Origin of the sequence: Bacillus sp. CR71 (assembly GCF_003429245.1) — a bacterium.
GTDB classification, from domain to species: Bacteria; Bacillota; Bacilli; order Bacillales; family Bacillaceae_G; genus Bacillus_A; species Bacillus_A thuringiensis_S.
The window spans coordinates 1,878,066-1,904,803 of record NZ_CP031748.1 but is presented as its reverse complement, the minus strand read 5'-3'; the positions used below and the strand labels follow the sequence as shown (position 1 = coordinate 1,904,803).

Below are 26,738 nucleotides of genomic sequence, written 5' to 3'. Positions count from 1 at the left end.
GTTCTATAAATAGTGATAAATTGAATTTCCTTTCCTTCAACTTTAGGAGCTAATTTCCAAATAGTCCCCTCTAGTATATCGTATAATTACACCTTTTGTTTATATAAATTAAAATGATTTTAGTATAATTTTTCTAGAACAAAAAAACGTTATTAAAAAGTTGCTAATCCACTTCAAAAAAAAGATTGGCAAAAGCCAATCTTTTTTTATTATTCGTTTCGAACTGATTTTGGCGTTACACCTAAATGATCATTTAATTTTTTTGAAATATCTTTTATATTTTTTTCATTTGGAATGTAATAATAAATACCACCGATACGTTTATCTGTACCTTCTATTTGCATTTTTTCCATTTCCAAATTAGTTCCTGCCATATTTTTTGTAATGGCAAGCATATCGTCAAATGTTAAGTTCGTTTTCATGTTTTTATCAACCGCATCTAGTAAAGAGCCCATTTTGCTAATTGATTGAACAGACATCGCTTTTTTGGCAATTGCTTCTATTACAAGTTGCTGTCTCTGTCCACGCATTGCGTCACTATCAATTTTACGCGTTCTTGCAAGTGCAAGTGCTTGTTCTCCATTTAAATGTTGGTAACCTTTTTCTAAATGGATCATACCAGCTTGGTCTTTACTATCTTGTTCAGTGAAAGTAACTGGTACATCAATATCAATACCACCAATTGAATCGACAATTTGTACGAATGATTCAAAGTTAAACTTCACATAATAATCAACAGGGACATTTAAAAATCTTTCCACTGTATCGCGTGTGCTTTCTACGCCACCAAATACGTGAGCATGAGTAATTTTATCTAATTTTTTTCTAGTTGGAATATAAACACGTGAATCACGTGGAATACTTACTAGCTTAACAGACTTATCATCTTTATTAATTGTTGCTAATAAAAGTGCATCTGTTCGAACTGCTTCGCCATATTGGCTTTTTCTCATTTCACTTCCATCTACACCCATGATTAATATTGAAATATTATCCTTTAAAGGTTCAACTTCTTTATCACGCTTTGATGACTTTTCAATTTTTGCATATGCATCATTTACAACTGCTTTTGCTTTATTATATATAAACGAACCATATCCTACTCCTCCAAAAATAAGTAGGAAAAATGGAATTAATATGAACCATTTTATTGACTTTCTTTTAGAACGCTTTTTATTACTTCTCGTATTTTGTTCTAATTCAGAGCTCATACCCATTCGCCTCTCTTTCTCTTTACCAAGTATAATGTAAGTCTATTTATCTTCATATTGAATTTCCTTTCACTAACCTTACAATTTTGTAAGGTTACTACTTAAACCCAATACGTATTCCATTTCACATTATACTCTCGTACTTATTTTTGGCAAGTCACTATTTACCAATTTCAAAAATTTAGCACTTCGCAACATGTGAATTTACAAATTCATTAACTCTTTCATTTTAAATCAGGATATCTTTTTCCAGATAAATGATATGAATAAAGAGTCCAGCTAATTATAAAATCTCTATGAATACAGTATATTTCACGTTATTATTTCTCAAACGGCGTATACATGCTTTTCTTCCCCTGATTATCAATAAAAGCCGACTTTGCTTTTATTTTCGTTTTTTCTACTTCCATGTCTTCATTTGAGAAGTTCACAATGATTTTAATATCTTTTCCATAAGAAACAGATTGTACTAGCTTATCTTCTGACAAATATGCAAAATTCGTCACCTCTTCTTTTACTGCTTTTTCATGAACTTCATTCCAAACTTTTAGATGCTCTGTAATTTCTTTTTTATGCTTATTCCACTCTACTTCATCTAAATGGTACAACGGAGGAACATTATACAATAATTCAGACAGCATTCGATTTCCAACTTCATCTTTTACCTTTAAACTTCCCCATTCCCAATGATGCGTTGTAATAACGGAATCATTGTATACTAATTTATATAATGGTACCGAATATACTGGGTTTAAATATACTTGTTTATATTCTTCTTTCAATGGTACTTGTTTTGCATATTTTTCAGGCACATTTTGATTTGGTGACCAATATCCACCGACATAATACGGACTTGTTTTATTTTTCCGCATATCTTCATCGTCCCATTTAATAACAGGTGTTTCAATTCCATGTGCAAATGCAATCGTACTACTAGCAAAATCATTTCCGCCTTCAGAACCAACGACCATACCCTTTTCTTGCGCAATGTAGTCCATTCGTTTTAAACGTGCTTTTAAATCTTGCTCTTGCGTCGTTATATGTTTCGCTGAATAGTCATCGTAAATTTCACCTGTCGCATCACAATCAATAAACCATGAATTATATTTAGGACCATTTTGTAATATATCATTCATGCGTTCCTTTACACTAGGCAGCGATAAAGTCGGATTTAACTTGCGACCTCTTCCTAAAAAGCCTTGCACCTTTTCTCCGTTTTTCTTCGTTACAGTAGCCTCTTCATATAATGACGGGTCATTAAAGGATGCTGTGTTCCAATTTTTATCACTTTTTTCGTGAATGGAATGATATGAATCATACGGACCAACTAAATACCCCATTTCCTTAGCTTTTGTCACGAAATTAGGTTGCATAAATCCTTGTTCCCAGTTCGGCAGACCAATCCACGCTTTTTCTATTCCTGCCTCTTTCATTTCCTTTAGTATATCCGTTCCATCTGCATTACCCCATTTACTTACCTCTTCAACCGCATCACCAAGTAGCGACTTTAATGAATGCTTATTTAAGCTATACAATTCTGTATTCGTTAAGTGACCTACACCTTTCTTTAATAGCACACTAGCTTCCTGATCAACGTTTTGAAAAATATCCTCTTTATAAAATTCCTTCATAGATAATACTTCGTTTATATAACGTAAAATAACATTTTTTTGATACTTATCAATGAAATCTTGTTTACTTACTTGATCTAATACATTCAGTTCCCCAGGCTCTGAACTATTCTTTTGAATAAGTTCTTTTATATGGCTAAACAGCGGGCTATTTATTTGCTCTCTTAGTTTTGGCCAATTTATATTACTTTCTGATAAACCATTTTGATTCCAAAAATAAAAATGCGCCGCTCCATATAACTTTTCGATTTCTTTATTTTTTCTAGCCTTTTCTTGTAATGTTTTAAATTCACCTTTTCGAACAATATCATCCTTATACAGTTTAGCAATGCTTACCGCATCATTATTTGTCACATATAATTGAAATCCATATGTTTTATTTTTATTTATGCTCGGAAATTCATGTGTAAAATCAAATCCTATTTTCGGATCCGAATGAAATTTCAATTCATTATTAAACATATTGTTTGCAATATATACAATTGAATATTTCGAACCATTTAATACGAAAAACTTCATAGAAAATGATTCAGCAAATGAATATGCATCATCCTTTAAAAACTTCTTCCAATTCTCATCATTGCTCGGAATTTGCTTACCCTCCCATAACGGAAGTGTATAATTTTCAGCTTCTACTTTCGGCCATGTAAAACTTTCTGCACCAGTCGATTCCACTTCAATGTTTAAGTGGTCTTTTTTCTTTTCTAATTTTATTTTTACTTTTTGATCTGGATATTCCCACGATGTACGATCCTTTTCTTTTTTTACATTCGATACCTTCATTTTCGGTAGGGGTTGTGATGCCTGTTCCTTTACACCCTCATGTTCTACAGTTACTGTGAATGTTTCTGGATTTACATCATAAGTAAAATCTTTATACGTCGATTTCTTTATTTTAGACTCTTGTACAGCATTACTACCTTTTACGTCACAACCGACTAAAGTCGAAAATGGCATAGTTGTTAGAAGACATATCGCTATCATTTTTTTCATCCTCTGCACCTCCACCAATGAATATACAGGTGGTTTGTTACAGAAATGTGGCAAAAAATAATAGAGCTAGCATTTTGCTAGCTCTATTTGGAGTATTAAAAGTTGATATGAACAACTATAATTCGCTTAGAAGATATGTAATACAGTAACTGCATTTTTTCTCAACAATTATGAAACTAAACAAATCAAAATTTTAACAAGCATTCTTTAACTGAAAAAATCAAAATTTTAACAAGCATTCTTTAACTGAAAAAATAAGTGTATACAATGTATCCTAAAAGTAGTACTAAAATGATTATCCCTGTACCTTTCCAATTCATACCACCTGCTATATCAACTGAACTACCTGTTTCCGCTCTATTGAGTCCGTCATGTAAAGAACCCGTAGGATTACTTTTTAATTCACTTTGTCTCATACGCTCTCTTTTTTCTTCTGGTGACTCTTTATTCATTTAATCACCTCCAAAATGAATGCACTCTTTACTTACATTATTCAAAATCAACATTTGTTTTATATTTTTTTCCGAAAAAACCCAATTTAAAATAGGTTTGCAACGTAAAGAAAGCTAGCCATGCCAGCTTTCTTTATAATCCAATATGCTCTTCCTTATTTACAATAATACCTTTATGGTCGATTTCAAGCTCACATACTTTCATATCTGTAAATACTCTCGCTAATTGCTCAGCGATTTCTTGACGTTTCTCATATGGTGTTAATATAAAAATAGATGGTCCCGCACCGCTAAGTGCTGTGCCGTACGCACCAAATTCTTTTGCGCATTTACGAATAGATGGTAATAACGGTACGAGTTCTAAACGATATGGCTCGTGAAAATGGTCTCTCTCCATCATTTCACCTACAACTTCCCACCGCTTTTGACATAATGCAGCTACTAATACGTTACTTATCGCACTAGCTTTAACTGCCTCATGAAACGGAAACATCTTTGGTAATACAGATCGACTTTCATCTGTATTTAATTCTTCATTCGGAATAAGAGAAATTACCCCTAATTCCTTGCTCTCAATTCTTACGACGGAAATATCCTTTCCATCAAGTGCTCCGATTACAGTTCCACCTAATATAGAAGCAGCAACATTATCAGGATGTCCTTCAAAATTTGTAGCAATTTGAACTTTTTGATCAGCAGTTAAGTTCAAATCACCTAGTTGATTCGCAAGCTCTATCCCAGCTACAATCGCTGATGCACTACTTCCTAGCCCTCTCGTTAATGGGATATTGCTAGTAACTTCTATTATATGGGGTGATATAGAAGGACATACTTTACATGCCGTGCTAACGATTAAATTTTTATCGTCTGTCGGAATTGATTCTTCAAAGGAATGGATTACTTGCCATTTATCAGCTTTTTCTTTAACCACCACATCTAAATACAATGACAAAGCTATTCCAACTGAATCAAATCCAGGACCAACATTCGCCGTACTAGCAGGGACACGAACGCTAAATGGTATCACGACATAATCACCCCTTTAATATGATCTTTAATTTGTTCTATATCATTTGACACACTTGCGATGTCTAGTTGATTTGAAGAAATAGCGATATCAGGATCCTTCAAACCATTTCCAGTTAATACTGCAACAACTGTTTCTCCCTTTTTGATTTTTCCAGATTCAACATGTTTAATTACGCCGGCTAATGAAGCATTTGATCCCGGTTCAGCGAAAACTCCTTCAGTTTTTGCCAATAACCTATACGCATGTAAAATTTCTTCATCTGATACCATATCTATTTCACCGTGAGACTGCTCAGCAGCCTCTACTGCGTATGACCAACTTGCCGGGTTACCGATTCGAATCGCTGTTGCAATTGTTTCAGGCTCTTCAATTACATGCCCTTTTACAATTGCAGCTGCTCCTTCCGCTTCAAAGCCATGAATTCTTGGCTTCTTATAACCTTTTTCTTTCTCATATTCACAGAAACCTTTCCAATATGCTGTAATATTTCCTGCGTTCCCAACAGGGATAGCTAGAACATCTGGTGCATTTTGCAATTGGTCACAAATTTCAAATGCTGCCGTTTTTTGCCCCTCAATTCGATAAGGATTTACTGAGTTTACTAACGTAATCGGCTCTTCTGCAGCAATATTTCTTACAGCCTTAAGTGCATCATCGAAATTCCCTTCTATTGAAATAATTTCAGCTCCATAAGCGACCGCTTGCGCTAATTTCCCATGTGCAATCTTTCCTTCAGGTATGACGATTATACATTTCATCCCAAGACGTGCCGCATATGCTGCAGCTGATGCTGATGTATTACCTGTTGATGCACAAATGATTGCTTCTGAACCTTCTTCTTTCGCCTTAGCAACTGCCATCACCATACCACGATCTTTAAAAGAACCTGTCGGATTCGCTCCTTCGTACTTACCATATAGCTGAACCCCTAATTGCTTTGATATATTTAATAACGGAATAAGAGGTGTGTTTCCTTCCATTAAGCTCACATCAGGTGTTTTTTCATTCACCGGTAAATAAGAAGCATACTGTTTTAATAGTCCTTTATACATATTGTTTTTCCTCCTCAATAATGTAGTAACTGTTTATTTCACTTGCGACAGCTTCTATCGCTCCTAAAACTCGTTCGAATTGATACTTGGAAGTTCGATGTGTCACAACAACAACTTCTGCCAGTTCACGGTTTAAAGGTAATTGAATAACTTCTTTTAAACTTACAGAATAATTAACGAAACATTCTGTTACTTTTTGCAACATCCCAGGCTCATCTCGTAATGAAATACGCAAGAAATATTTCGAAACTACTTCTTCATCACCTTGTAATTCATAAGGAACTGGTTCTTTTAACGCACTTTTATTTTTCGGCACTTGATTCATATTTTTAACGATGGAAATAATATCACTTACTACAGCAGAACCAGTTGGCAACTTTCCAGCTCCAGGTCCGTAAAACATTACTTCTCCTACCGCTTGACCGTGAACATATACTGCATTAAATTCATTATTTACATTCGATAATGGATGACGACTTGGTAAAAGTGTCGGTTCTACACTTAAATGAATGGCTGATCCTTGTTTTTCTGCTTTCCCAATTAACTTCATAGTAAATCCTAACTTTTCAGCCATTTGTAAATCTTCTTTTTCGACCTTTCGAATCCCTCTTACTTGCACATCATCTAATGAAACATTCATCGAAAAACCTAAGTTTGCAAGAATTGCTACCTTTCTCGCCGCATCTAGTCCATCTACATCTGCTGTCGGATCCGATTCTGCAAAACCTAATTTTTGCGCTTCCTGTAAAGCCTCTTCATAAGACCACCCATTTTGACTCATTTTTGTTAACATATAATTTGTTGTACCATTTACAATTCCCATTATTTTTTCAATTTGATCTGATGCTAGCCCGTCAGTTAGTCCTCTTAACACTGGAATACCGCCTGCTACGCTCGCTTCATAACATAAATCACAATCATTATCATTTGCCAGTTGAAGAAGCTCTGCACCATATACAGCCATTAAATCTTTATTTGCTGTTACGACATGTTTTTTATTTTCTAAAGCCTTAACAATATGCTGTTTTGCTTCTTCAATTCCGCCCATTACCTCTACTACAATATCAATATTTGAATCATTTAGAACTTCATCTGCATGACTTGTGACTGCAATTCCGTCAATACAAACATCGCGTTCTTTTTCCAAATCACGTACAACGACTGTTTTCACTTTCACTTCGTATCCTGTATCAAGAGCGATTTTTTTATAATGTTCTTTCAAAATATGAACAACACCACTTCCGACCGTACCTAAACCTAATACCCCAACATTTATAACGTTATTCATCTTCTAATCTCCTCCTAAAAGTTTAATTGTTACACCTATAAATCACCTTATTCTGCTCTTTGGCCATGCAGGTGGTGGTTATTTCCGTACGTACAAATTGTTTCATGTTACAAGCACCTCCTTTCAAAGTAATAAAAAAACACACTCATCCCTAGGAAAGGGACGAATGTGTTTTCGTGGTTCCACCCTTGTTCCAATCTAGACGTATCTCCTTCTAGATTGCTCAAGTTCAGATAACGGCTGATACCGTCAATAATTACTAGATTACTCGTTCACTATTGAAGTTCAAAGGTGGTAAAATCATTTCTCGTGTTAGGAAGCTCACACCCTTGGCTTCCCTCTCTGTAAACCGTAAAAATGATTTCTTGTCCTTATCGTTACTTTTTCGTTCATGTTTATTTGTTAACTCATTATACTCGCATAAAAAACAAAATCAATACTATTTTTTAATTATTTTAAATTTTCAATCTCTAAGGTCGTAAAAAAACACACTCATCCCTAGGAAAGGGACGAATGTGTTTTCGTGGTTCCACCCTTGTTCCAATCTAGACATATCTCCTTCTAGATTGCTCAAGTTCAGATAACGGCTGATACCGTCAATAATTACTAGATTACTCGTTCACTATTGAAGTTCAAAGGTGGTAAAATCATTTCTCGTGTTAGGAAGCTCACACCCTTGGCTTCCCTCTCTGTAAACCGTAAAAATGATTTCTTGTCCTTATCGTTACTTTTTCGTTCATGTCTATTTGTTAACTTATTATAGTTATCAACTTTTTAAAAAGCAAGCCTATTTTTACTAACTATTTTCAAGAACTTTTTTTATTATATTTTACAATAGCATTATGCAACCGCCACTCAATTTATCTATTTTGTTATTTCTCCAGTTTGTAAATCAACGGTTCGTATATAAATTCCCCATTCTAAAACCCGTACATATCCGCTCCACAAAACTATATCAATAAAATTTTTAATACAATCTTTTTGTATAACTTTCTTCTAAAGAACGTGCAACATCTTCTTCTGAAGTATTCACTTTCGCATGCTCCAGCAACATTTTTGCTGCTGAAGGTAACTCTTTTTTATTTAACCAAGATTCTGAATCCCACATCTTAGAACGAATAAAAGCTTTTGCACAATGAATATAACACTCTTCTATTTCAACAACAATTCCAAGCAATGGATTACGTCCATTCGCCTGCATTTCTTTCAAAACTTCTTCGTCGTTTGTAATATACGCTCGGCCATTTATTCTGAGTGTCTCCCCAAGACCTGGAATAAAAAAGATTAATCCTACACTTGGATTGGAAATAATATTCAAAATGGAGTCTATACGGCGGTTTCCTGGTCTTTCCGGAATAATAATTTTACTATTATTTAATATGTAAACAAATCCAGGTGCGTCTCCTCTCGGCGAGGCGTCACACTCCCCCAACTTATTTGCAGTAGATAATACTAGAAAAGGAGATTTAGAAAGAAAATCTATGCAATGGTGGTCTAATGATGAAATAACTTTTTTCAATGCTCGCTCACTTGGTTGCCCCAATATTTTCCGTAACTCTTCCTCTGTTGAAATAATCGATTTTATTTCCATACGCTCTATCTCCACTTATAACCACTCCTTTTTCTTTATTTTCCCAAAATTCAATACAAATATTGTATAATAAAATTTGAGGAAAGGGGAATTAAAATGACAGAGTGGTTAACAATATTTGATCCTGAAAGAAATACACTTGGGAAGAAATTACGTGACGAAGTGCATCGTGACGGTGATTGGCACGAAACATTTCATTGTTGGTTTGTAGAAAAAGATAATGAAGATATGTTCTTATATTTCCAATTACGCTCTAAAAATAAAAAAGAAGCTCCATGTATATGGGATATTACTTCAGCTGGACATATTATGCATGATGAAGATGTACAAATTGGTGGCCTTCGTGAAATCGAAGAAGAATTGGGGCTTTCCTTTCAAACTACTGATTTAATATACAAAGGCATCTTTAAAATAGATTATGAAATTTCAAATCTTACTGATCGTGAATTTTGTCATATGTATTTTCACAATGTCAACAATCCACTTCCATTCGCACCAGGTGAAGAAGTAGACGATGTGATGAAAGTACATACAACTCCTTTTCTACAACTATTAAAAGGAGAGATTTCATCTTTAACGACGATTTCAGTCCTAAACAATAAACCGATTACGATAACATTTGAAGATATTTATCCGTATGATCTTGCATACTATGAATTTGTTATAGAGCAAGGAAAAGAAGTATTAAAAAATAATAGTTTATAAATAAAATAGGACTCTCAGCATCATATTGCGTGGAGTCCTATTTTTCATTATTGCTCAAGTACTTTTAATCTACTCTCTACTTGTATAAATAAACGCATAATTAATAACAGCATAACCACCATAATCGCTATCATTGTATGTGGATATCTAAACAGTATACTAATAACACTCCCAATTAACATCATGATGAATCCATTTTGCTTCATCACTGCTGCACTATACCTATTACCCGCATCCCATAATTCCTTATTTTTCATAGATCGTTTCGTACGATAACCATATGCCGCATTAATATCTGTCGGTGGATTTTTTTGAAGGATAAGTGCCGCAAGTATAAATATAATTCCAATCAATATGCTTATTCCTATGTTTACTAGTGCATAAATCAATTATATCCCTCCTAAACTTACACTTTCATTATACGGCATAACCCTATTTTTTCCAATTTATAACACATTCACTTTCTTTCTTTTGATGTCTGAAACATACTTGGAAGTGTTACAAAACGTGCCCCTTTCGTTTTTAACTGCGGAATGATTTTGTCTAGTGCATCTACAGATCCTTGTAAATGTCCACCTGGTGTTGAATGCTGGAGGATGACACTTCCAGGAAATGAATTCCCTAACACATTATTTGTAATCGTATCAGCGCTTACACCTTTCCAATCAACCGTATCAACACTCCACTGTACAATCATAAAATTTTGCTCTGTTGCCCATTTTAATTGATTTTCAAGTATTTCACCGTATGGCGGACGTATAAACTTTGGTGCGTAACCAGCTAAACGATTTAATATTTCTTCCGTTTTTATTATTTGATTATGGTACTCAACGTCATTTACTTTTGCTAAATTCGGATGACTATACGTATGATTACCAATTACATGCCCTTCATTTGCAATACGCTTTACTACGTTTGGATACTTTTCTGCGTTTTCACCAAGCAGGAAGAAAGTCGCTTTCACATTATGTTGTTTTAACTTATCTAATATTTTTGGCGTAAAGACTAAATCTGGCCCATCATCAAATGTAAGGGCTACTTCCGCTTTATTGTAAGAACCTGAAAATGCATACGCATATTTTTCGACCCACGAAAATGGTGTCCATGATCCACGCTCATATGCTTTCATTGGTACTTCATAATTTTGAGGGGTATATACGTAAGGTAATGAGCTTTTATAGTCTCCATAATAAAATGAGTTATATGGCATATAAGCATACGAAACATCTCGTTCTAGTCCCCATTGATATGGAACGAACATTTCTGGCGAATAAAAATAATACATGATAAAAACCTCCCTAAATTTTCATATGTGATTCATCTGCACTTTGTTAGAGAAATTGTTATTCATAAGCACAAATAAGACTGTCCGTTAACAGGACAGTCTTACTGCTTTATATTATTAATAAATCGATGTACTATCTTTTGGCAAAGCTTTCACATGTTTTAAATAGTTCGTCACTTTATCATCATCATCTTGCGCATATTGATATCCATATGTATTAGCAATTTCATTCGCCACTTCTCTAAATAAATCACCCATGACAAAGAATGAGCCCCATATGTTTTCGTATTCTGCATTAGAAAATGTCTTTTTAAATTGCTTCCACATATCTTCTTCAACATATTGCTCGAAATGCTTTCCAAACTTACCTGCATTAACTGTAAAATCTGTTTTCATACCAATATACCATTCTAGCATTACGATGAACATATCTCGCACTGGTCCTTCAAGCATTCCTTTTGCATAAGAAAGTTCCTCTCGCCATAACCCTTTTGCGATATTCGTACTACACCACCAAAATTCATTACAACAATCTAAAAACTCTTTTTCTGTAGGCTTTTTTACTAAGTAATCTTTATCACTTGCTGGTGGGAATTCTTCCAGACAATTATCTTTATCAAGAAGCAGTTTACTTAAACTATCTTGTCCAACGAACTTTTTTATTAACTCAACTGGAACTAGCGTTAAATCAATCCGATTCCCATCCATGAACTGCATTAAATACGGAAACTTTCCATCTTCATCTGGTTGAACTAACGACATTTCTTCTGGCATTTGTACTATCATTATTTCTCCAAATCTATGAACCCAATTATGATTAGACGTAAAAGATTGTATATCATTTACAACATACATAATATCATAGTCTTGAAAACAATCTCTTTTCACATTTGGATTTACACGCGATCCATTCATGATAACTGCTCGAATTCTTTCATCCTCTATTGCTGTATTTATAATTACGTCTAACATTTCTTTTTCAGTTCTCATCTATTCCTAACCTCCAATTTTTATATAAACTTATATTTCCAAGTATGTTGGAGGTCCACGAGGTAGCTGCGTTGTACAAGATACATGTTATAATTTTTGAAATTTCTTTTTCATTTTCTCTCCTCCTATTTTTTTATATCTTTCATCCCCTTCAGCAATTGCAAACTCTTCTGTAATTTCATTCATAGGTACTATTGTTACTTCAATTGTTTTTACAATTGCTACCGGATTTTCATCGTAATCCAAAATAACAGAGTAGTCCTCTGTAGTTGGTAACGGTACATTCTTTAATTCATAGAAGAGATATGCAGAACAAGTTGCCGTTTTCGTTCCGTCAACTACTTGCTTAGCAAGACGATTTGCGGTATCACCAAATTTCCAAGCACTCACCGTTTTTGGTATCTCAGCATCTTTCCAATACTCCGCCCAGTATTGGAAAGATGCTTCATTCATTATCTCTCACTCCCCTAAAGTCTACTATAAATATAATAGACTTTCGAACGGTATCACTCTTTTACTACTGCCATTACAAACCCATCGTATCCTTTACTTCCGACAGTTTGAAGCGCTGTAGCACTAACACGTGGCTCATCAGCTATTAATTCATAGAAACGACGTATCCCTTGTACACGAGGATCGGTACTAGTATTGTCAATAACTTCTCCTTCACGTACTACGTTATCCCCAATAATTACAGTACCCGGTCGTGATAGTTTTAGTGCCCATTCAAAATAAGCAGGGTTATTTTGTTTATCAGCATCTATAAAAATAAAATCAAACGGTTCATACTTCTCGTTTTCTATTTGTTGTAAAGAATCTAACGCTAATCCTGTTCGTATTTCAATTTTATCAGTCAAATTAGCACGCTCAATATTGCTACGTGCAATTTCTGCATGTTTTTCACTTGCTTCCAATGTAACAACTCGGCCTCCAGATGGCAATGCTCTAGCAATCCATATCGTGCTATATCCGCCTAGCGTACCAATTTCTAAAACATTACGGGCCCCTTGAATTTGTACTAATAGTTGTAAAAACTTACCTTGCGTTGGTGATACATCATGTGCTGGCAAATTAGCTGCAGCATTAGTTTGAAGAACCCCTTCTAATGTAGAATCTTTCGGTATTAATACATCACTCATATATTGATCAACAGCCGTCCATTTCTCAATTCCAATCATGCAAATACCACCCCTTTCAATTTTCCAATGCTTTCTACCATTCACTTTTGATTATACAGAAAATTCTGTCTTAAACACAAAAAATAAAGAAGGGACATCTATCCCATTACAGAATAGATATCCCTTCTTTTATTAATAAATGTAATTCTTATGGATTAGTAGACCAAAGTCCAGCTGATTTAATAAATGTACGTTTATTTAATTTCAGCTGTGCTACGATAAATTCTGCAATATCTTCAGCTTGCATAACTTTATCAGGATTTCCGTCAGTTAATCCTAAATCAACAGCCATATCAGTTGCTACTGTACTTGGTGTTAAAGCCGTTACACGAATGTTATGCTTACGAACTTCCATCGCTAACGATTCTGTTAAACCAAGAACACCAAATTTAGAAGCACTATATGCACTTGTTACAGGTGCACCTTTTTGTCCTGCTGTAGATGAAATGTTAATGATATCACCAGATTGTTGTTCAATCATGCTTGGTAAAGCAGCACGAGTTGCATAATATACACCCATTAAGTTTACTTGAATGATTTTTTCCCAATCAGCAACATCTAATTCTAAAAACTTACCGAACTTAGAAATACCAGCGTTATTAATTAAAATATCGATAGATCCTAAACCATTTTTTAACGTTTCAATCGCAGTAGTCACTTCTTCGTATGAAGAAACATCAGCAGTTGCAATAACAGCTTTTACACCTTCTGCTTCTACTTCTTTCGCTACTGCTTTTAAGTTTTCTTCTGAACGAGCTAATAGTCCTACATTTACGCCTTCTTTCGCTAATGCGATTGCGACAGCGCGACCAATCCCTCTACCTGCTCCTGTAATTAAAGCATTTTTGCCTTGTAATAATTCTGCCAAGTATAACACTCCTTAATCATCTCAGTTATGTATTATATTAAAATTGTATCTATGTTTATGTAAAAAGGCAATGATGCACTTTCATGTGCGTAGGTTACTTGTAGGTAACTATAAAAAGTTTTTATTTATAAGTATCATGTTTTTTCCATTATTCATATAAAATAAAAATAAATCCAGCATAGGAGCGTGTATGTGTATGAAAAGAAAAAAATGGTTCTTATCACTAACTGCAGTCGGACTATGTATCATATTTTTGGCTATGTATTTTATATTTGGTAATCCACTACATTATAAAGTAATAGAAAAAGATACTAGCGACTATCTCCATACTATAAAAGGATATAAGCAAAAAGAAATACAAAGCATAACCGGAAAATATACTCCCCTTTATAATATCGGCTATTATGCAACAGTAGTATATAAAGACGAACCCTATTTTACATACTCTTATACATACGATAATAATAAAATAATACAAGACGAAGGCATTTTAGGAAGACATACTGAGTCATTTGAAAATCTTAATTTAAACTGGTCATTGTTTGACGAGTTAGTAGACAGTATACATAAAAATTTGCAAGAAAAGGGATTAAGTGAAAAGGAAGATTATTCTATACGATCCGTTCAATTCATTGATATAGATGATGATAAAAACGGTGCAGAAGCGTACGTTGACTTTAAGAAAGATAAAGAATCAGATTACTCATACCGTATGAATAGCGAAGGAAGAGCTTATCAATATAGCTGCAACAATGGTAAATGTATTTATAAAGAGAAATAGTGTTAGAAGATATCACCCTAACACTATTTCTCTTTATATTTAGGAATACACACAATAAATTCAGTACCATTCCCTTCCTCACTCTCAACTTTTATTTCCCCATGATGAAGATCGAGTACTTTTTTTACAATAGCTAAACCTAAGCCACTTCCTCCATAAGCACGATTTCGTGAAGAATCCGCTTTATAAAAACGCTCAAAAATATGTTGTTTCTGTTCTTCAGATATACCAATTCCTGAATCACGGATACGCACTTCCACTACTGTTTCATGTTCCTTTAACTGAATAATAATCGTACCACCGCTTGGAGTAAATTTAATACTATTATGAATTAAATTAATCCACACTTGACTCATACTTTCTTGATCAGCAATAACATGTACTTTTTCTAAATCTAGTTCTAACTCAATTTCTTTTTCAGCCCAGAGTGGTTCACTATTTAACACAATTTGCTTTAACTGCTGATCTAATCGATAACTCACTCTTTCTGGTATATACTCTTCTGATTCTAAAAGAGTTAGCTTTAATAAGTTTTGACTTAGTTTAGATAATCTCGTTGTTTCAGTTTCAATAATGGTAAGATAATGCTTTCTTTTTTTCTCAGAAAGATTATCGTCTTGTAGTGCTCTAGCAAATCCTTTTATAGAAGTTAATGGTGACTGTATTTCATGAGAAACATTCGATACAAATTCTTGTCTCATTTTCTCCATCGTATTCAGTTCATCTGTCATATCATTTATACTTTTTACGAGCACGCCAATTTCTCCATCATACTTTTCTTCATTTCGTATTTTTACGGAGAAATCTCCTTTTGCAATTTTTTGTATCGGTTCAATAATAGTCCAAATCATTGCCTCTCGTTTTGGCCTCATTAATATTCCAATTAATGTCCAAATAAGAATAATAAATACAAAACCGACCATATCACTAATTAGAAAGGCAACAAATGGCGATACGTTTACGTCAAAAGCATTCAATATACTAGTTGCTACATAAAATGCGATAGACCAAATGATAGTAAGAAAAGAAAAGAGCGCTAATACCGCTCCAAATACTTTCAGCATCTTCAACTTACTCATTCGTTTTCCTTTTCTCATTTACTTACCTCTAAGCGATACCCTAATCCTCTTATTGTTTTAATACTAAATTTCGACTGCTCTTCTTGAAACTTCTCACGTAACCGATTAATATGAACGTCTAGTGTACGTTCATTCCCTTCAAAATCATATCCCCATATTTCTTCAATTAATTGCTCTCTCGAACAAGTTCTTCCCGATTTAGACCCTAAAGTAAAGAGCAGCTCAAATTCTTTTAACGGTAACGTAACCGTTTGTTCTCCAGATGTAACTTCGAATGTTTTACGATTTAATAATACATTTCCAACTTGAATCGATTGTGAAACTGTAATTTGGTAACGTTTCAATAATGCCTTTACTCTCACTACTAGTTCTATAGGATCAAATGGCTTTACAAGATAATCATCTGTCCCAAGGTGAAATCCTTTTACTTTTTGTGATGTTTCTCCTTTGGCAGTTAGCATCAGAACCGGGATATCATAGTATTTTCTTAATTCAAAACATACATCAAATCCATCCATATTTGGCATCATGATATCAAGAATAACCATATCGACTTTTACGTCATCCATTTTCCGAAGTGCATCTACTCCATCAATTGCCTCATATGTTTGAAAACCTTCTCGTTCTAAAAATACAGAAACGAGTTCCCTAATGTGTGGATCGTCGTCTACTATTAAAATTTTAGGTATCAAAGGAACCATTTCCTTTCTACTTAGCATCTAATATATTTTTTTAAAATGAATCATCAGTGGAGTAAAATCCCACTGATGATTCATTTTATAATGCACCCTCTTTAATTTTCAATTGTTGCGTTGCAAACTCGCGATACATATCATGCGTCTGTAATAATTCATCATGCGTACCACTACCTGTAAGATTCCCTTTTTCAATAAAGATAATTTTATCTGCATCTACAACAGTAGAAAGTCTATGCGCGATCACTAACGTTGTTCTGCCTTTCATTAAGTTATTTAACGCTTTTTGAACGACAGACTCAGATTTACTATCTAAGCTTGAAGTTGCCTCATCGAGCATAAGAATTTGCGGATTTCGAAGTAACGCCCGGGCAATGGCAATTCGCTGTCTTTGTCCACCAGAAAGCTTCACACCGCGTTCTCCAACTTCTGTTGCATAACCGTTTGGTAAGTCATGAATAAATGCATCAACATATGCCATTGCTGCTACTTTTTCAATTTCTTCATCCGTTACTTCGCCTTCAACGCCGTAACAAATATTATCACGAATCGTTCCATCGATTAACGGACTATCTTGTGATACGTAACCGATTTGACGTCGCCATGACTGTAATGAATAACTCGTAATTGATTCTTTTCCTAATTTAATGGCACCGCTAGTTGGCTCATAAAAACGTTCCAGTAATGAGAATAACGTTGTTTTCCCACTACCACTTGGTCCTACAATCGCTGTCACTTTTCCTGATTCAATTGTAAAATCAATATTTTTCAAAACTTGCTCTTCTTCGTTATACTCAAAATGTATATTTTCAAGAACGATCGGCTGCTTAGCATTTGCCACTTTCACACCAGTTTCATGATCTTCTACTTCATATTCTAAAATCGTACTAATTCTTTCCGTTGCACCGATTGCCTTTTGAAATTGTGTAAAGAACATAGATAATTGACTCATCGGCATTATAATTTGAACTAAATACAAAATAAACGCTACAAGTTCACCAGTTGTTAATGCACCGCTAGAAACTCGCATCCCGCCATATCCTACGATAATAACAAGTAGTGCCATTAAAACAAACGACATAACTGGCGAAATTAATGCTTGCACTTTTCCTTCTTTCAAACCAAATTGTAATAACTTTTGTATACCTGTATTACCCGTTTCATATTCTCTTTTTTCTGTATTTGAAGATTTCACTAAACGAATTTCCGATAACACTTGCGTTAACACACTTGTAAAAGATGCCGTTTCATCTTGAAGCGCTTTTGAAATCTTATACATTTTTCGTCCAAGTGGAACTAAAATTAATACAGACAACGGAATAACCGTTAAAAGTAACGCAGTCATTTTCCAATCTAAAACAAATAATACAATTAACGATCCAACAATTGAAATACCACCTGTTAATAAGTTTGACAAATGCTCAGAAATTAACGTTTTCACAACACCTGTATCATTCGTCATACGGCTAATCGTATCACCTGTTCTATTTTGATCGTAATAAGATACCGGCAAGATAAGTACCTTTTTCCACAAACGTTCTCTTAGTCCCGCTACAATCTTCTGACCGATGTAATTTAGTAAATATATAGATAACCCTGCCGCAATAGTTTGCATTACAAAGAAAGCAACTAACCCAACAATTTGTCCTGCACTAATTGAAGAAAGCGAAAAATTATCTACTAATCCTTTTGTTAGCATGGGAATAAATAAACTCGCTCCCGTAGAAAGCAAACTCATTAATAATGCAAAAACTAAAATTCCTTTCGGAGGATTTGTATCTTGAATAAGGCGTAAAAACTGCCTCCAACTCCCTTTTTTCTTCATTTCATTTCTAACTTCCATTCCTGTTCATCTCCTCGTGTTAAACAAATCTGTTCTTTCTAAAATTAGAATACGATACAAATGTAAACTGAATGTAAACACACTTTTTCTATTTTTACAAAATATACATAAAAACTCATCTTTACAACAGATATAAACATCTGATATTATTACCTGGTACTTAATATTATTCTATGTAAATTATAAATAATTTACAACACGATATAAATCTCCAGTTAGTGAAAGGAGTATCCTTTTTGCAAACAAATATACATTCTGAAAAGGAAACAATTATTTTTATTCATGGGTTAGTTGGTAATCGTCGCGCCTTCAAAAAGGAGCAAAAACGATTTTCTGCCTCCTACAACATTATAACTTATGACTTATTAGGTCACGGTGATGATAAAGGAGAAGCAATCGACTTTTCATTACAGCGCCTCGTAGATCAATTATTAAACTTATATGAACAAGAAAATATTAAAAAAGCTCATATTTGTGCACTAAGTTACGGCTGTTACATCTCTACAATTTTTGCACAAATGCATCCAGAAAAAGTATTAAGTATTTGTCATATTGGAGGACATTACAATAACCCTTCTCGTTTATATAATGTATTTCAAAATTTTTGGGAGAAGCGAGGAGATGAATACTCTAAATGGCTCTCTCAATACGCAAATACTATTTTTCCAAGTGGTATACTAAAAGCAAATCCATTCGCAGTCATTTCAAGAAATATTTACTACCGTTTCGGATTACAATTACATTCATCCATAATTGCCCAGTCATTACGACATCGGTTAGAATTCGATTTAAAATCTAAATTAAAATCACTCCCTCACCCTATACTATGGGTAATGGGAGAGCATGATCATCTCTATAAATCTTGTCTATTTGATTTGAAATCTATTTTACCTAACGTTCTATACAAGGAAATACCTTTAGCAGGACATGCAGCGAACTTATTTCGTCCTAACTATTTCCACGACTTATATGATCGATTTTTAAATGGAAAGTTAAAATAAAAACTATTAAACTTCCAATTTATTCAACTATAAAAAGGCTTCCCAAGTTTCCTTGGAAAGCCTTTTCTCTATACGAAAAGTATATAAACTACTTTTTCTTAGTATGGTTTTGAGTAACCTTTTAGATGTTTGCTCCAATAAGAGTTACTTACAGAACTAATACGCACACCAGTTTTTTCAGTTTCTGCACTAATGAACTGACCGTTTCCTAGGTAAATACCCATGTGAGTTAAACCTTTTCCAGGACCTGTAGTATCGCTAAAGTATACTAAATCTCCCGGTTGTGGATTACTAGTCTTTGTCATTGTACTCCAATATCCCGCAACACTCATACGTTGTATATTATGACCAGTATTCTTTAATACATAGTAAACAAAACCACTGCAGTCAAAACCAGCAGGTGTTGTACCAGCAGTTCTGTATGGTTTACCCTTTAAAGATTGAGCGAATGAAACGATTGAAGATGTATCTCCACCTGTTGTTGGTTTTTGTACGTCTTTACCTGGTTGTTGAACGTTATTTGTAACGTTATTGTTATTTGTAACGTTATTTACTCCGCCTTTTACAAACTTAACGAAGTCTGCACTTACGTAACCTGTGCGGCCGTTATGGTTAATTTTGTACCAACCATTTTCAGCGCCAGTAACGTTTAATACTTTACCATTTGTTACTCCACCGATTACAGCGTTGTATGTAGCTGGGCCTGTACGTACTTTTAAAGCACCAGTGTTAACAACATAAGAACCACCAGTTTGAACTGTTGTAGTATTGTTGTTTGTAGTTGGTTGTTGTGTTTCGTTAGATACAGCAGAACCACCTTTTGTTACGAAGTCTTTGCTTACGTATCCAGTTCCACCATTGAAGTTGATTTTAAACCAATCTTGTACTTCACCTACAACTTGTACTGTTTTACCTTTGTTTACAGAACCTAATACTGTATGAGATGTACTTGGGCCTGTACGTACGTTAAGTGAAGAAACGTTTACTGTGTAAGTACCTGTTCCTTGTTGAACAGTCGTTCCTGTTTTGCCACCAGTCGTTACGAAGTCACCACTTACATAACCTGTTTGACCATTTACGTTTACTTTGAACCAACCATTTTCTTGTCCAACTACTTGTAGCACTTGGCCTGATTTTACTTTAGAAATAACGTTATGTCCTGTACCAGCACCTGAACGAACATTTAATACATCAGCAGTTACTGTGTATTTTAATTCAGAAGTTGTTTCTACAGTTTTTGTTTCAGTTACAGTCGTTTGAGTTTGAGTTTGAGTTTGAGTTTGAGTTTGAGTTTGTCCATTAATTTCTTTTAGCGCTTCATTTGAAACTTGTGCATGAGCAGAATCCATTCCTGGAACTGCAACGCCAGCTACAGAAGCTGCTGCTAAACCTGCAATTACTTTTTTCATAAGTTGTCTTTACTTCCTTTCCCTACTATCCTCTTAAAAAAAACTTAAAACTTTAATACTTTACAATATTATCAAAGTAAAATATTCATCCAGTTCCATTTTTTAGCAAGAGTTTTATTTTTCACACAGAGTTCATTTTAAATGAACAAAGTGAAATCCGTGTGAACTTCATGTGAACTTTATCATTAAACATAGTGTTTTTGCAATGTTTTTTTCAAATTTCTTGTATATCGCATAAAAATTCGACATTTCATTTAATATCTCAATATAAAATATCCCTTTTCTATCTTCTATAAAAAATTCTATTAACCTAATACAAACTACATTATGTATTTCCTTATAAAGCTCCTTACATAAAGTATACTTTCATCATGACAAAAATCACTCTATTAATCAATAGTATAATATTTTTAGAAAACTAATTTTCTATACTATCTACAATTTTGAAATAATTTGACGAATTGTAAGATTTATTTTATAAAAACCATTTCTCCTTTAAAGAAAGCACACACTATACCAATTGTTCTCTTTTTCTGATTATAGAATTTATAGGATAACCATAGTATTATATACATATCCTAATAAAAAGAGGAGGCATATTTGTGAGACATATAATAGATGATCCTATACAAAAAAATATAGAGCTGTACTATGCTTTTATTCAATTCGTTTCAATGATAACATTACAAAAAATATCAGTTGTTGAAACACGTAAAGATGAATTGAAAAATCAGATAAAAAATGAAGGACAAAAAAAACCTTATTACTTATAAAAAAAGGCGAACAGGTTATATTCCTGTTCACCTTTTATCAAATTATTTATAAATTTTTACACGGTTTTCTAACGATTGGAATTCTTTTTCACCAGCCTGTACTACCGGTTTACCAAATGGCATTTGCGCAGTGAGTTTCCAATTTCCTGGAACATCCCACTCTTTTCTCACTTCTTCATCAATTAGCGGATTGTAATGCTGTAACGTAGCACCAAACCCTTCAATTTCTAAAGCTGTCCAAATTGCAAATTGTAACATTCCTGATGATTGCTGAGACCAAGTTGGGAAATTATCTTTATATAATGCAAAGTTTGCTTGAAGGCCTTCCACTACTTCACTGTCTTCAAAATATAAAACCGTTCCATAACCACTTTTAAATGCATTCATTTTTTCTTCAGTAGGTGCAAAGTTATTTTCAGGTACAATTTTTCTTAACGTTTCTTTCGTAATATCCCATAATTTATCATGTTGTTCTCCTAATAAAACAACAACACGAGCACTTTGAGAATTAAAAGCTGAAGGTGTATGTTTTACAGCATGATAAATCACTTCTTGAATTTTCTCATCAGAAACTACTTGCTCTTTACTAATTGCATAAATAGATCTTCTGTCTTCAATTGCTGAGTAAAAATCTTTTGCCATCATAATTCCCTCCAATTTTCAATTGAGGCTATTTCATATGTATACATCATATTACGCCCCTCAAGCTTATTATTAATAAGCTTATAACTTTATAATATCACAGCAATAAATAAACTCAAATGATAACACTTGTATTTAGAATCTTTTCCCTTTTTAAAGTTAAAATAAAAAGACTGTTTGTTGTTATCTAAAATTAGTAACAACAAACAGTCTTACTTATGTAGCGATCTAGATTGGTATTTTACTTACTTAATTAACTAATCCAAATGCATACGACATTAACTTATTCGTCTCTGTAAAACGTTTTGTTTTACTTGATGTCCCCATGACCACTGTAATAATTCGATTATCACCTTGCTTGGCAGTCCCAGTAAAACAGTATCCTGCACTATCTGTAAATCCAGTCTTTAGTCCGTCCATTCCTTCTATATATAAACTTTTATTATTTTTGTTTAACATGTCGTTTGTGCTTATAACATTAATATTATTAAATGCTAGCTGACTTTGGCGTAAGTGAGTCACTTCTAATATTTCCGGATAATCTTTTATAAGATGATACGCCAATTGTGCTACATCAGCAGCCGTCATTTTTGTTTCACTTCCATCTGGCTCTTGTAATCCAGAAGCATTTGCAAATTTAGCATGTTCCGACATTTTTAACTGTTTCGCTTTTGCATCCATAAGCTGAACGAAATCTTTCTCCGATTTTGCCATATGTTCTGCTAAAGCCACAGCTGAATTATTAGCTGACTCAATCATTAATGCATGATATAAATCTTTAACAGTTAATGTGTCATTAACTTGTACTGGGATTCTCGCTCCCTCTGTTTGTGCCGCCTTCGCACTCATTTTAACTGGATCTTCCCAGCGAACTTTCCCGTTATGTATACTCTCTAGTAGGAGATACGCTGTCATCATCTTAGACATACTAGCCGGTGCAAAAGCTTCATTTTCATTATATTGATAAATAATATCTCCATCACTCGCATCGATAATCATAGCTGCTTTTGCATTAATTTCTGGTGGGATGTACTTTGGCGGGACTACTTTTTCAGAAAATCCTGCTTTAGGTAGTTCTGCCACTTGCAAAGGTTGTCCCTCTACATTTGCTACGCTCTTTTGATTTCCTTGGAATAAGAACCAACATACCCCTAAAATAATGACTAATAGGACTGTCATCCTTCCCCATTTTAACCGATTCATTTCAAAACTCCTTTAGCAAACCTTTTATACACTCACATTTAACCTTAACAACAATTCCTTTATACAGTCAAGGCAAAAAGGTATGTTTATTCATATACAGCAATGATTATTTTAATTTATTTATGGTAAACTTACAATATTGAAACGTAAGAATATTCAATAATGAATTCTCGTAAATAAAGGAAACTTTAATCAGCCCCACCAATCGGGCTTTTACGGGCAGCCCGCCCCCCACCTAACTTCTTCGCTTTCACTGAATTTTGAGGTGGGGATCTTACTGCACAGCAAATAGCGGGATAAACTATTTAATAGAAGGGATTCATTCAAATGCTACTTCCAAAATCATTGCAATACGGAGACACAATTGGGATCTATTCCCCTTCTTCACCAGTAACTTACACTTCTCTAAAAAGATTTGAACGAGCAAAATCTTACTTACAACAGAAAGGGTTTCGTATATTAGAAGGTTCATTAACAGGTCGATATGATTTTTATCGTTCTGGTAGTATACAAGAGCGTGCTGATGAACTAAATGCCTTGATAAGAAACCCTAATATTTCTTGTATTATGTCAACAATTGGTGGGATGAATTCAAATTCAATATTACCTTATATTGATTATGATGCTTTTCTAAATAACCCTAAAATAATGATTGGATATTCAGATGCAACTGCTTTATTACTAGGAATTTATGCTAAAACAGGAATCCCTACATTTTATGGGCCCGCTCTCGTCCCTTCCTTTGGCGAATTTGAACCTTTTGTTAACTGCACATACAAATATTTTGCAGAAACTTTACTACATGATCAATCTCTTCCTTATCATATAAAACAACCATTATTTTGGTCAGATGAATTTATTAATTGGGAAGAAAAGACGAAGGAGAAAGAACTTCGACCAAACAATTGGATTTCAGTAATTGACGGAAAAGCTACTGGGCGTATTATTGGCGGGAATTTAAACACGATACAAGGAATTTGGGCTAGCCCCTATATGCCACATATTCAAGAAGGCGATATTCTCTTTATTGAGGACAGTTCAAAAGATGCAGCTACTATCGAAAGAAGCTTTTCATTCCTTAAAATTAACGGTGTATTTGATAAAATTTCAGGTATCATTCTTGGAAAACATGAGCAATTTGATGATTGTGGTACAAATCGAAAACCTTTTGAAATACTGTTGGAAGTACTTCAAAATCAAAGAATTCCTTTTCTAGCTGACTTCGATTGTTGTCATACACATCCAATGATTACTATACCTTTCGGTGTTCAAGTAGAGTTGGATGCAACAAATAAAACGATACATATTGTAGAATCTTGGAAAAAATGAATGCATGGCTTCTATTGTTTTACAATAAAAGCCATGATACTATATAATTTGGAATGTGAAAGATTAAACAAAATATATTTCTATATCTATCATTTAAAAAAACAGATATAAATAGATATTTATATGTAAAAGAGAGTGAATAAATGAAACCAACTATTAAAAATTATGTATTTTTACATGTAGCTTTTTTGATATATTCTATCATTATGGTTTACATGAAATGGGCAGCTCAATTTCCAATTGCTTCAATCTCATTTTTTGTTGCTTATTTCGGACTAGTTATACTTTTATTCGGATATGCAATTTTATGGCAACAAGTAATTAAACATTTCGAAATTTCAAAAGCATATTCACATCGAGGGATTATTATACTATGGTCAATGCTTTGGTCAGTATTTCTATTTGGAGATACAATTCAGTGGAATCATTTACTTGGTGCAGCTATTATTATCGTCGGAATTGTGGTGGTGACAAAAGATGAATAGTTATATGCTATTGTTTATTTTCGGGATAATTTTAGCAAATTACTCACAAATATTATTAAAAAAAGCTACTTTACAACAATACGATTCTAGAATAAAAGAATATGTGAATCCTTATGTTATTATCGGCTACTCTTTATTTGTACTTAACGCTGGATTAAATGTAATCGCCATGAAGGGCATGGAATTAAAACAAGCATCAGCATTAGAATCCTTAAGTTATATCATCATATTAATTTTCGGTTGGTATTTCCTAGGGGAAAAAATAACGAAACGTAAACTCATCGGTAACATGATTATTATCTTTGGTGTAATCGTTTATTGTATCCAATAGTAAAAAGCTCCGTTTATCACAAACGGAGCTTTTTACTATTGACCTAAATTTTGCACCTTATCTTTCAAATCTCGAACTTGATCTACCGTCTGCATAAGCTCTGAGTTTTTAAATTGCTCTACATCCACTTTCCCTTCTTCTATCTTTGTCATCGCCGTATCAATTAACGTATTTAACTTTTCGTTATATCCGACGATTTGTTGATGAAGATCCTTTGCTACATCAGGTGGCGTTAATTCATTGAATGCGGGTATATCTTGTTTAATTTCACTAAGCTTCGTTTCTAATTCTTTTCGAGCCTCACTATCATTAACGGCCTTTTCTGCTAATGCTGGTGCATCATTTGCAAATGCACTTATTTCATTTACATAGTCTGTCGCCTTTTGAGCATAATCTATCGAGTTCTTTCCTTCCTCCACTATTGAACATCCCATTAAACCAATTGAAACTATAAATACTAATAAAATTGATTTTATTTTCATTTTAGACTCCCTTCGTTTTTATAATTGTCTGTAGTTTTCTCTATACATAACTTCTAGCTAAATTGTTTATAACCTTTTTCAAATAGCTATTTATCCTCTTACATGCCCTATTATCGTTACAACATCTATTTCTATATGTACGCTTATAATATCTTCAATTATATCCATATATCCTTGTCCTATAGCTGTTCCATAGTGTAATGTAAGCCCCTTCTTTTCATACACTGACTTTGGCACTGAAAAAATAAATCTCCTCAAGTTTCTTTCATCAGCTGGTTCCATAATTAATACAATCCCATCCTCATCAAACATATACGCTCGCCCTCCAACTTTACATTCACTATGGCTCAGTATTGCCTTGGTCAGCAAAATTTAAAACATAATAAGTTAAGATACACTCTGCTCTATCAT

General features: G+C 33.8%; 28 protein-coding genes and 2 other annotated features. Of the genes, 7 read left to right on the top strand and 21 right to left on the bottom strand.

The window, feature by feature from the left end; translation table 11 throughout:
* Window positions 1-209 precede the first annotated feature (209 nt).
* The 7 genes from DOS87_RS09755 to DOS87_RS09725 form a co-directional block, all read right to left on the bottom strand.
* Window positions 210-1,211 (bottom strand): LCP family protein, encoded by a 1,002-nt coding sequence (locus tag DOS87_RS09755; protein ID WP_002083270.1) that lies wholly within the window; start codon window positions 1,209-1,211, stop codon window positions 210-212.
* A 320-nt stretch (window positions 1,212-1,531) separates the two neighbouring features.
* Complete coding sequence (locus DOS87_RS09750; RefSeq protein WP_098577920.1) at window positions 1,532-3,835, bottom strand: glycoside hydrolase; 2,304 nt, start codon at window positions 3,833-3,835, stop codon at window positions 1,532-1,534.
* Window positions 3,836-4,077: 242 nt separating this feature from the next.
* Window positions 4,078-4,287, bottom strand: coding sequence for a DUF6366 family protein (locus DOS87_RS09745; protein WP_001031480.1), 210 nt, complete (start codon window positions 4,285-4,287; stop codon window positions 4,078-4,080).
* Between the two features lie 133 nt (window positions 4,288-4,420).
* A complete protein-coding gene (gene thrB, locus DOS87_RS09740) occupies window positions 4,421-5,314 on the bottom strand; it encodes a homoserine kinase (RefSeq protein WP_000612099.1) in 894 nt (297 codons plus the stop codon).
* Window positions 5,311-6,369: a threonine synthase gene (gene thrC / locus DOS87_RS09735; protein ID WP_000276427.1), complete on the bottom strand. Its 1,059-nt coding sequence runs from the start codon at window positions 6,367-6,369 to the stop codon at window positions 5,311-5,313. Before thrC ends, thrB begins: the two co-directional genes overlap by 4 nt.
* Complete coding sequence (locus DOS87_RS09730; RefSeq protein ID WP_001066895.1) at window positions 6,362-7,657, bottom strand: homoserine dehydrogenase; 1,296 nt, start codon at window positions 7,655-7,657, stop codon at window positions 6,362-6,364. The genes thrC and DOS87_RS09730 overlap by 8 nt, the downstream gene beginning before the upstream one ends.
* A 155-nt stretch (window positions 7,658-7,812) precedes the next feature.
* Window positions 7,813-8,044 (bottom strand) — a binding site (T-box leader).
* Window positions 8,045-8,159: 115 nt separating this feature from the next.
* Window positions 8,160-8,391, bottom strand: a binding site (T-box leader).
* Between the two features lie 233 nt (window positions 8,392-8,624).
* Window positions 8,625-9,263: a pyridoxamine 5'-phosphate oxidase family protein gene (locus DOS87_RS09725; protein ID WP_000402141.1), complete on the bottom strand. Its 639-nt coding sequence runs from the start codon at window positions 9,261-9,263 to the stop codon at window positions 8,625-8,627.
* 81 nt (window positions 9,264-9,344) lie between these two features.
* Here DOS87_RS09725 and DOS87_RS09720 point away from each other — a divergent pair, with 81 nt between their 5' ends.
* Entirely contained in the window at window positions 9,345-9,953 is a 609-nt protein-coding gene (locus DOS87_RS09720) for an NUDIX hydrolase (RefSeq protein ID WP_000141354.1), read from the top strand.
* 47 nt (window positions 9,954-10,000) lie between these two features.
* Here the strand turns inward: DOS87_RS09720 and DOS87_RS09715 are convergent, their stop codons facing one another.
* From DOS87_RS09715 to DOS87_RS09690, 6 genes are all read right to left on the bottom strand, one after another.
* The gene (locus DOS87_RS09715; protein WP_000638559.1) at window positions 10,001-10,342 is read right to left on the bottom strand and encodes an SdpI family protein; all 342 of its coding nucleotides are present in this window, start codon (window positions 10,340-10,342) and stop codon (window positions 10,001-10,003) included.
* Window positions 10,343-10,410: 68 nt separating this feature from the next.
* A complete protein-coding gene (locus DOS87_RS09710) occupies window positions 10,411-11,238 on the bottom strand; it encodes a peptidoglycan-N-acetylglucosamine deacetylase (RefSeq protein ID WP_000291212.1) in 828 nt (275 codons plus the stop codon).
* A gap of 117 nt (window positions 11,239-11,355) precedes the next feature.
* Window positions 11,356-12,228 carry an aminoglycoside 6-adenylyltransferase gene (locus tag DOS87_RS09705; RefSeq protein WP_098577919.1) on the bottom strand — a complete coding sequence of 291 codons (873 nt, stop codon included), beginning with the start codon at window positions 12,226-12,228 and terminating at the stop codon, window positions 11,356-11,358.
* Between the two features lie 87 nt (window positions 12,229-12,315).
* On the bottom strand, window positions 12,316-12,681 hold the full coding sequence (locus tag DOS87_RS09700) for an ASCH domain-containing protein (RefSeq protein WP_002162838.1): 366 nt from the start codon (window positions 12,679-12,681) through the stop codon (window positions 12,316-12,318).
* 53 nt (window positions 12,682-12,734) lie between these two features.
* The gene (locus tag DOS87_RS09695) at window positions 12,735-13,406 is read right to left on the bottom strand and encodes an O-methyltransferase (RefSeq protein ID WP_000579239.1); all 672 of its coding nucleotides are present in this window, start codon (window positions 13,404-13,406) and stop codon (window positions 12,735-12,737) included.
* A gap of 148 nt (window positions 13,407-13,554) precedes the next feature.
* On the bottom strand, window positions 13,555-14,274 hold the full coding sequence (locus DOS87_RS09690; protein ID WP_000818985.1) for a 3-ketoacyl-ACP reductase: 720 nt from the start codon (window positions 14,272-14,274) through the stop codon (window positions 13,555-13,557).
* A 190-nt stretch (window positions 14,275-14,464) separates the two neighbouring features.
* Here DOS87_RS09690 and DOS87_RS09685 point away from each other — a divergent pair, with 190 nt between their 5' ends.
* On the top strand, window positions 14,465-15,055 hold the full coding sequence (locus DOS87_RS09685; protein WP_002162839.1) for a DUF3139 domain-containing protein: 591 nt from the start codon (window positions 14,465-14,467) through the stop codon (window positions 15,053-15,055).
* Window positions 15,056-15,078: 23 nt separating this feature from the next.
* On the opposite strand, the gene hitS is transcribed toward DOS87_RS09685, so the two are convergent.
* The 3 genes from hitS to DOS87_RS09670 all read right to left on the bottom strand — a co-directional run bounded on the left by hitS (window position 15,079) and on the right by DOS87_RS09670 (window position 18,672).
* Window positions 15,079-16,152, bottom strand: a complete 1,074-nt coding sequence (gene hitS, locus DOS87_RS09680) for an envelope stress sensor histidine kinase HitS (protein ID WP_001225395.1) — start codon at window positions 16,150-16,152, stop codon at window positions 15,079-15,081.
* Window positions 16,149-16,826: an envelope stress response regulator transcription factor HitR gene (hitR, locus tag DOS87_RS09675; protein WP_000612415.1), complete on the bottom strand. Its 678-nt coding sequence runs from the start codon at window positions 16,824-16,826 to the stop codon at window positions 16,149-16,151. Before hitR ends, hitS begins: the two co-directional genes overlap by 4 nt.
* An 85-nt stretch (window positions 16,827-16,911) precedes the next feature.
* On the bottom strand, window positions 16,912-18,672 hold the full coding sequence (locus tag DOS87_RS09670; RefSeq protein WP_208730249.1) for an ABC transporter ATP-binding protein: 1,761 nt from the start codon (window positions 18,670-18,672) through the stop codon (window positions 16,912-16,914).
* Between the two features lie 236 nt (window positions 18,673-18,908).
* Between DOS87_RS09670 and DOS87_RS09665 the strand changes: the two genes are divergently transcribed.
* The gene (locus DOS87_RS09665; RefSeq protein ID WP_001194308.1) at window positions 18,909-19,673 is read left to right on the top strand and encodes an alpha/beta fold hydrolase; all 765 of its coding nucleotides are present in this window, start codon (window positions 18,909-18,911) and stop codon (window positions 19,671-19,673) included.
* Window positions 19,674-19,771: 98 nt separating this feature from the next.
* Here DOS87_RS09665 and entFM read toward each other — a convergent pair whose 3' ends face one another.
* Window positions 19,772-21,082: an enterotoxin EntFM gene (gene entFM / locus DOS87_RS09660; RefSeq protein WP_208730248.1), complete on the bottom strand. Its 1,311-nt coding sequence runs from the start codon at window positions 21,080-21,082 to the stop codon at window positions 19,772-19,774.
* 602 nt (window positions 21,083-21,684) lie between these two features.
* On the opposite strand from entFM, the gene DOS87_RS09655 reads away from it, so the two are divergent.
* A complete protein-coding gene (locus DOS87_RS09655) occupies window positions 21,685-21,855 on the top strand; it encodes a hypothetical protein (protein WP_001215911.1) in 171 nt (56 codons plus the stop codon).
* Between the two features lie 42 nt (window positions 21,856-21,897).
* On the opposite strand, the gene DOS87_RS09650 is transcribed toward DOS87_RS09655, so the two are convergent.
* Together DOS87_RS09650 and DOS87_RS09645 are read right to left on the bottom strand one after the other, a co-directional pair.
* Window positions 21,898-22,500, bottom strand: a complete 603-nt coding sequence (locus tag DOS87_RS09650; protein WP_002083262.1) for a nitroreductase family protein — start codon at window positions 22,498-22,500, stop codon at window positions 21,898-21,900.
* A gap of 246 nt (window positions 22,501-22,746) precedes the next feature.
* Window positions 22,747-23,700 (bottom strand): D-alanyl-D-alanine carboxypeptidase family protein, encoded by a 954-nt coding sequence (locus DOS87_RS09645; protein ID WP_001080883.1) that lies wholly within the window; start codon window positions 23,698-23,700, stop codon window positions 22,747-22,749.
* Window positions 23,701-24,027: 327 nt separating this feature from the next.
* On the opposite strand from DOS87_RS09645, the gene DOS87_RS09640 reads away from it, so the two are divergent.
* The 3 genes from DOS87_RS09640 (at window position 24,028) to DOS87_RS09630 (ending at window position 25,845) form a co-directional block, all read left to right on the top strand.
* Window positions 24,028-25,029 (top strand): S66 family peptidase, encoded by a 1,002-nt coding sequence (locus tag DOS87_RS09640; RefSeq protein ID WP_150158397.1) that lies wholly within the window; start codon window positions 24,028-24,030, stop codon window positions 25,027-25,029.
* Window positions 25,030-25,172: 143 nt separating this feature from the next.
* A complete protein-coding gene (locus DOS87_RS09635) occupies window positions 25,173-25,514 on the top strand; it encodes an EamA family transporter (protein ID WP_000805130.1) in 342 nt (113 codons plus the stop codon).
* Window positions 25,507-25,845, top strand: coding sequence for an EamA family transporter (locus DOS87_RS09630; RefSeq protein ID WP_001089871.1), 339 nt, complete (start codon window positions 25,507-25,509; stop codon window positions 25,843-25,845). The genes DOS87_RS09635 and DOS87_RS09630 overlap by 8 nt, the downstream gene beginning before the upstream one ends.
* Window positions 25,846-25,880: 35 nt before the next feature.
* Here the strand turns inward: DOS87_RS09630 and DOS87_RS09625 are convergent, their stop codons facing one another.
* Together DOS87_RS09625 and DOS87_RS09620 are read right to left on the bottom strand one after the other, a co-directional pair.
* On the bottom strand, window positions 25,881-26,327 hold the full coding sequence (locus DOS87_RS09625; protein WP_000695203.1) for a DUF6376 family protein: 447 nt from the start codon (window positions 26,325-26,327) through the stop codon (window positions 25,881-25,883).
* A gap of 90 nt (window positions 26,328-26,417) precedes the next feature.
* Window positions 26,418-26,639 (bottom strand): hypothetical protein, encoded by a 222-nt coding sequence (locus DOS87_RS09620; protein WP_000459099.1) that lies wholly within the window; start codon window positions 26,637-26,639, stop codon window positions 26,418-26,420.
* Window positions 26,640-26,738: the final 99 nt, after the last annotated feature.

Excerpts from the sequence above, each read along its gene's own strand:
- DOS87_RS09630 (WP_001089871.1), top strand. The coding sequence starts at position 25,507 with ATGAATAGTTATATGCTATTGTTTATTTTCGGGATAATTTTAGCAAAT.
- DOS87_RS09720 (WP_000141354.1), top strand. The coding sequence starts at position 9,345 with ATGACAGAGTGGTTAACAATATTTGATCCTGAAAGAAATACACTTGGG.
- DOS87_RS09705 (WP_098577919.1), bottom strand. The coding sequence starts at position 12,228 with ATGAGAACTGAAAAAGAAATGTTAGACGTAATTATAAATACAGCAATA.
- hitS (WP_001225395.1), bottom strand. The coding sequence starts at position 16,152 with ATGAGAAAAGGAAAACGAATGAGTAAGTTGAAGATGCTGAAAGTATTT.
- DOS87_RS09640 (WP_150158397.1), top strand. The coding sequence starts at position 24,028 with ATGCTACTTCCAAAATCATTGCAATACGGAGACACAATTGGGATCTAT.
- DOS87_RS09650 (WP_002083262.1), bottom strand. The coding sequence starts at position 22,500 with ATGATGGCAAAAGATTTTTACTCAGCAATTGAAGACAGAAGATCTATT.
- DOS87_RS09750 (WP_098577920.1), bottom strand. The coding sequence starts at position 3,835 with ATGAAAAAAATGATAGCGATATGTCTTCTAACAACTATGCCATTTTCG.
- DOS87_RS09670 (WP_208730249.1), bottom strand. The coding sequence starts at position 18,672 with ATGGAAGTTAGAAATGAAATGAAGAAAAAAGGGAGTTGGAGGCAGTTT.
- DOS87_RS09730 (WP_001066895.1), bottom strand. The coding sequence starts at position 7,657 with ATGAATAACGTTATAAATGTTGGGGTATTAGGTTTAGGTACGGTCGGA.
- DOS87_RS09745 (WP_001031480.1), bottom strand. The coding sequence starts at position 4,287 with ATGAATAAAGAGTCACCAGAAGAAAAAAGAGAGCGTATGAGACAAAGT.
- DOS87_RS09710 (WP_000291212.1), bottom strand. The coding sequence starts at position 11,238 with ATGTATTATTTTTATTCGCCAGAAATGTTCGTTCCATATCAATGGGGA.
- DOS87_RS09645 (WP_001080883.1), bottom strand. The coding sequence starts at position 23,700 with ATGAATCGGTTAAAATGGGGAAGGATGACAGTCCTATTAGTCATTATT.
- DOS87_RS09755 (WP_002083270.1), bottom strand. The coding sequence starts at position 1,211 with ATGAGCTCTGAATTAGAACAAAATACGAGAAGTAATAAAAAGCGTTCT.
- DOS87_RS09685 (WP_002162839.1), top strand. The coding sequence starts at position 14,465 with ATGTGTATGAAAAGAAAAAAATGGTTCTTATCACTAACTGCAGTCGGA.
- DOS87_RS09620 (WP_000459099.1), bottom strand. The coding sequence starts at position 26,639 with ATGTTTGATGAGGATGGGATTGTATTAATTATGGAACCAGCTGATGAA.
- DOS87_RS09700 (WP_002162838.1), bottom strand. The coding sequence starts at position 12,681 with ATGAATGAAGCATCTTTCCAATACTGGGCGGAGTATTGGAAAGATGCT.
- entFM (WP_208730248.1), bottom strand. The coding sequence starts at position 21,082 with ATGAAAAAAGTAATTGCAGGTTTAGCAGCAGCTTCTGTAGCTGGCGTT.
- DOS87_RS09635 (WP_000805130.1), top strand. The coding sequence starts at position 25,173 with ATGAAACCAACTATTAAAAATTATGTATTTTTACATGTAGCTTTTTTG.
- thrC (WP_000276427.1), bottom strand. The coding sequence starts at position 6,369 with ATGTATAAAGGACTATTAAAACAGTATGCTTCTTATTTACCGGTGAAT.
- DOS87_RS09695 (WP_000579239.1), bottom strand. The coding sequence starts at position 13,406 with ATGATTGGAATTGAGAAATGGACGGCTGTTGATCAATATATGAGTGAT.
- DOS87_RS09625 (WP_000695203.1), bottom strand. The coding sequence starts at position 26,327 with ATGAAAATAAAATCAATTTTATTAGTATTTATAGTTTCAATTGGTTTA.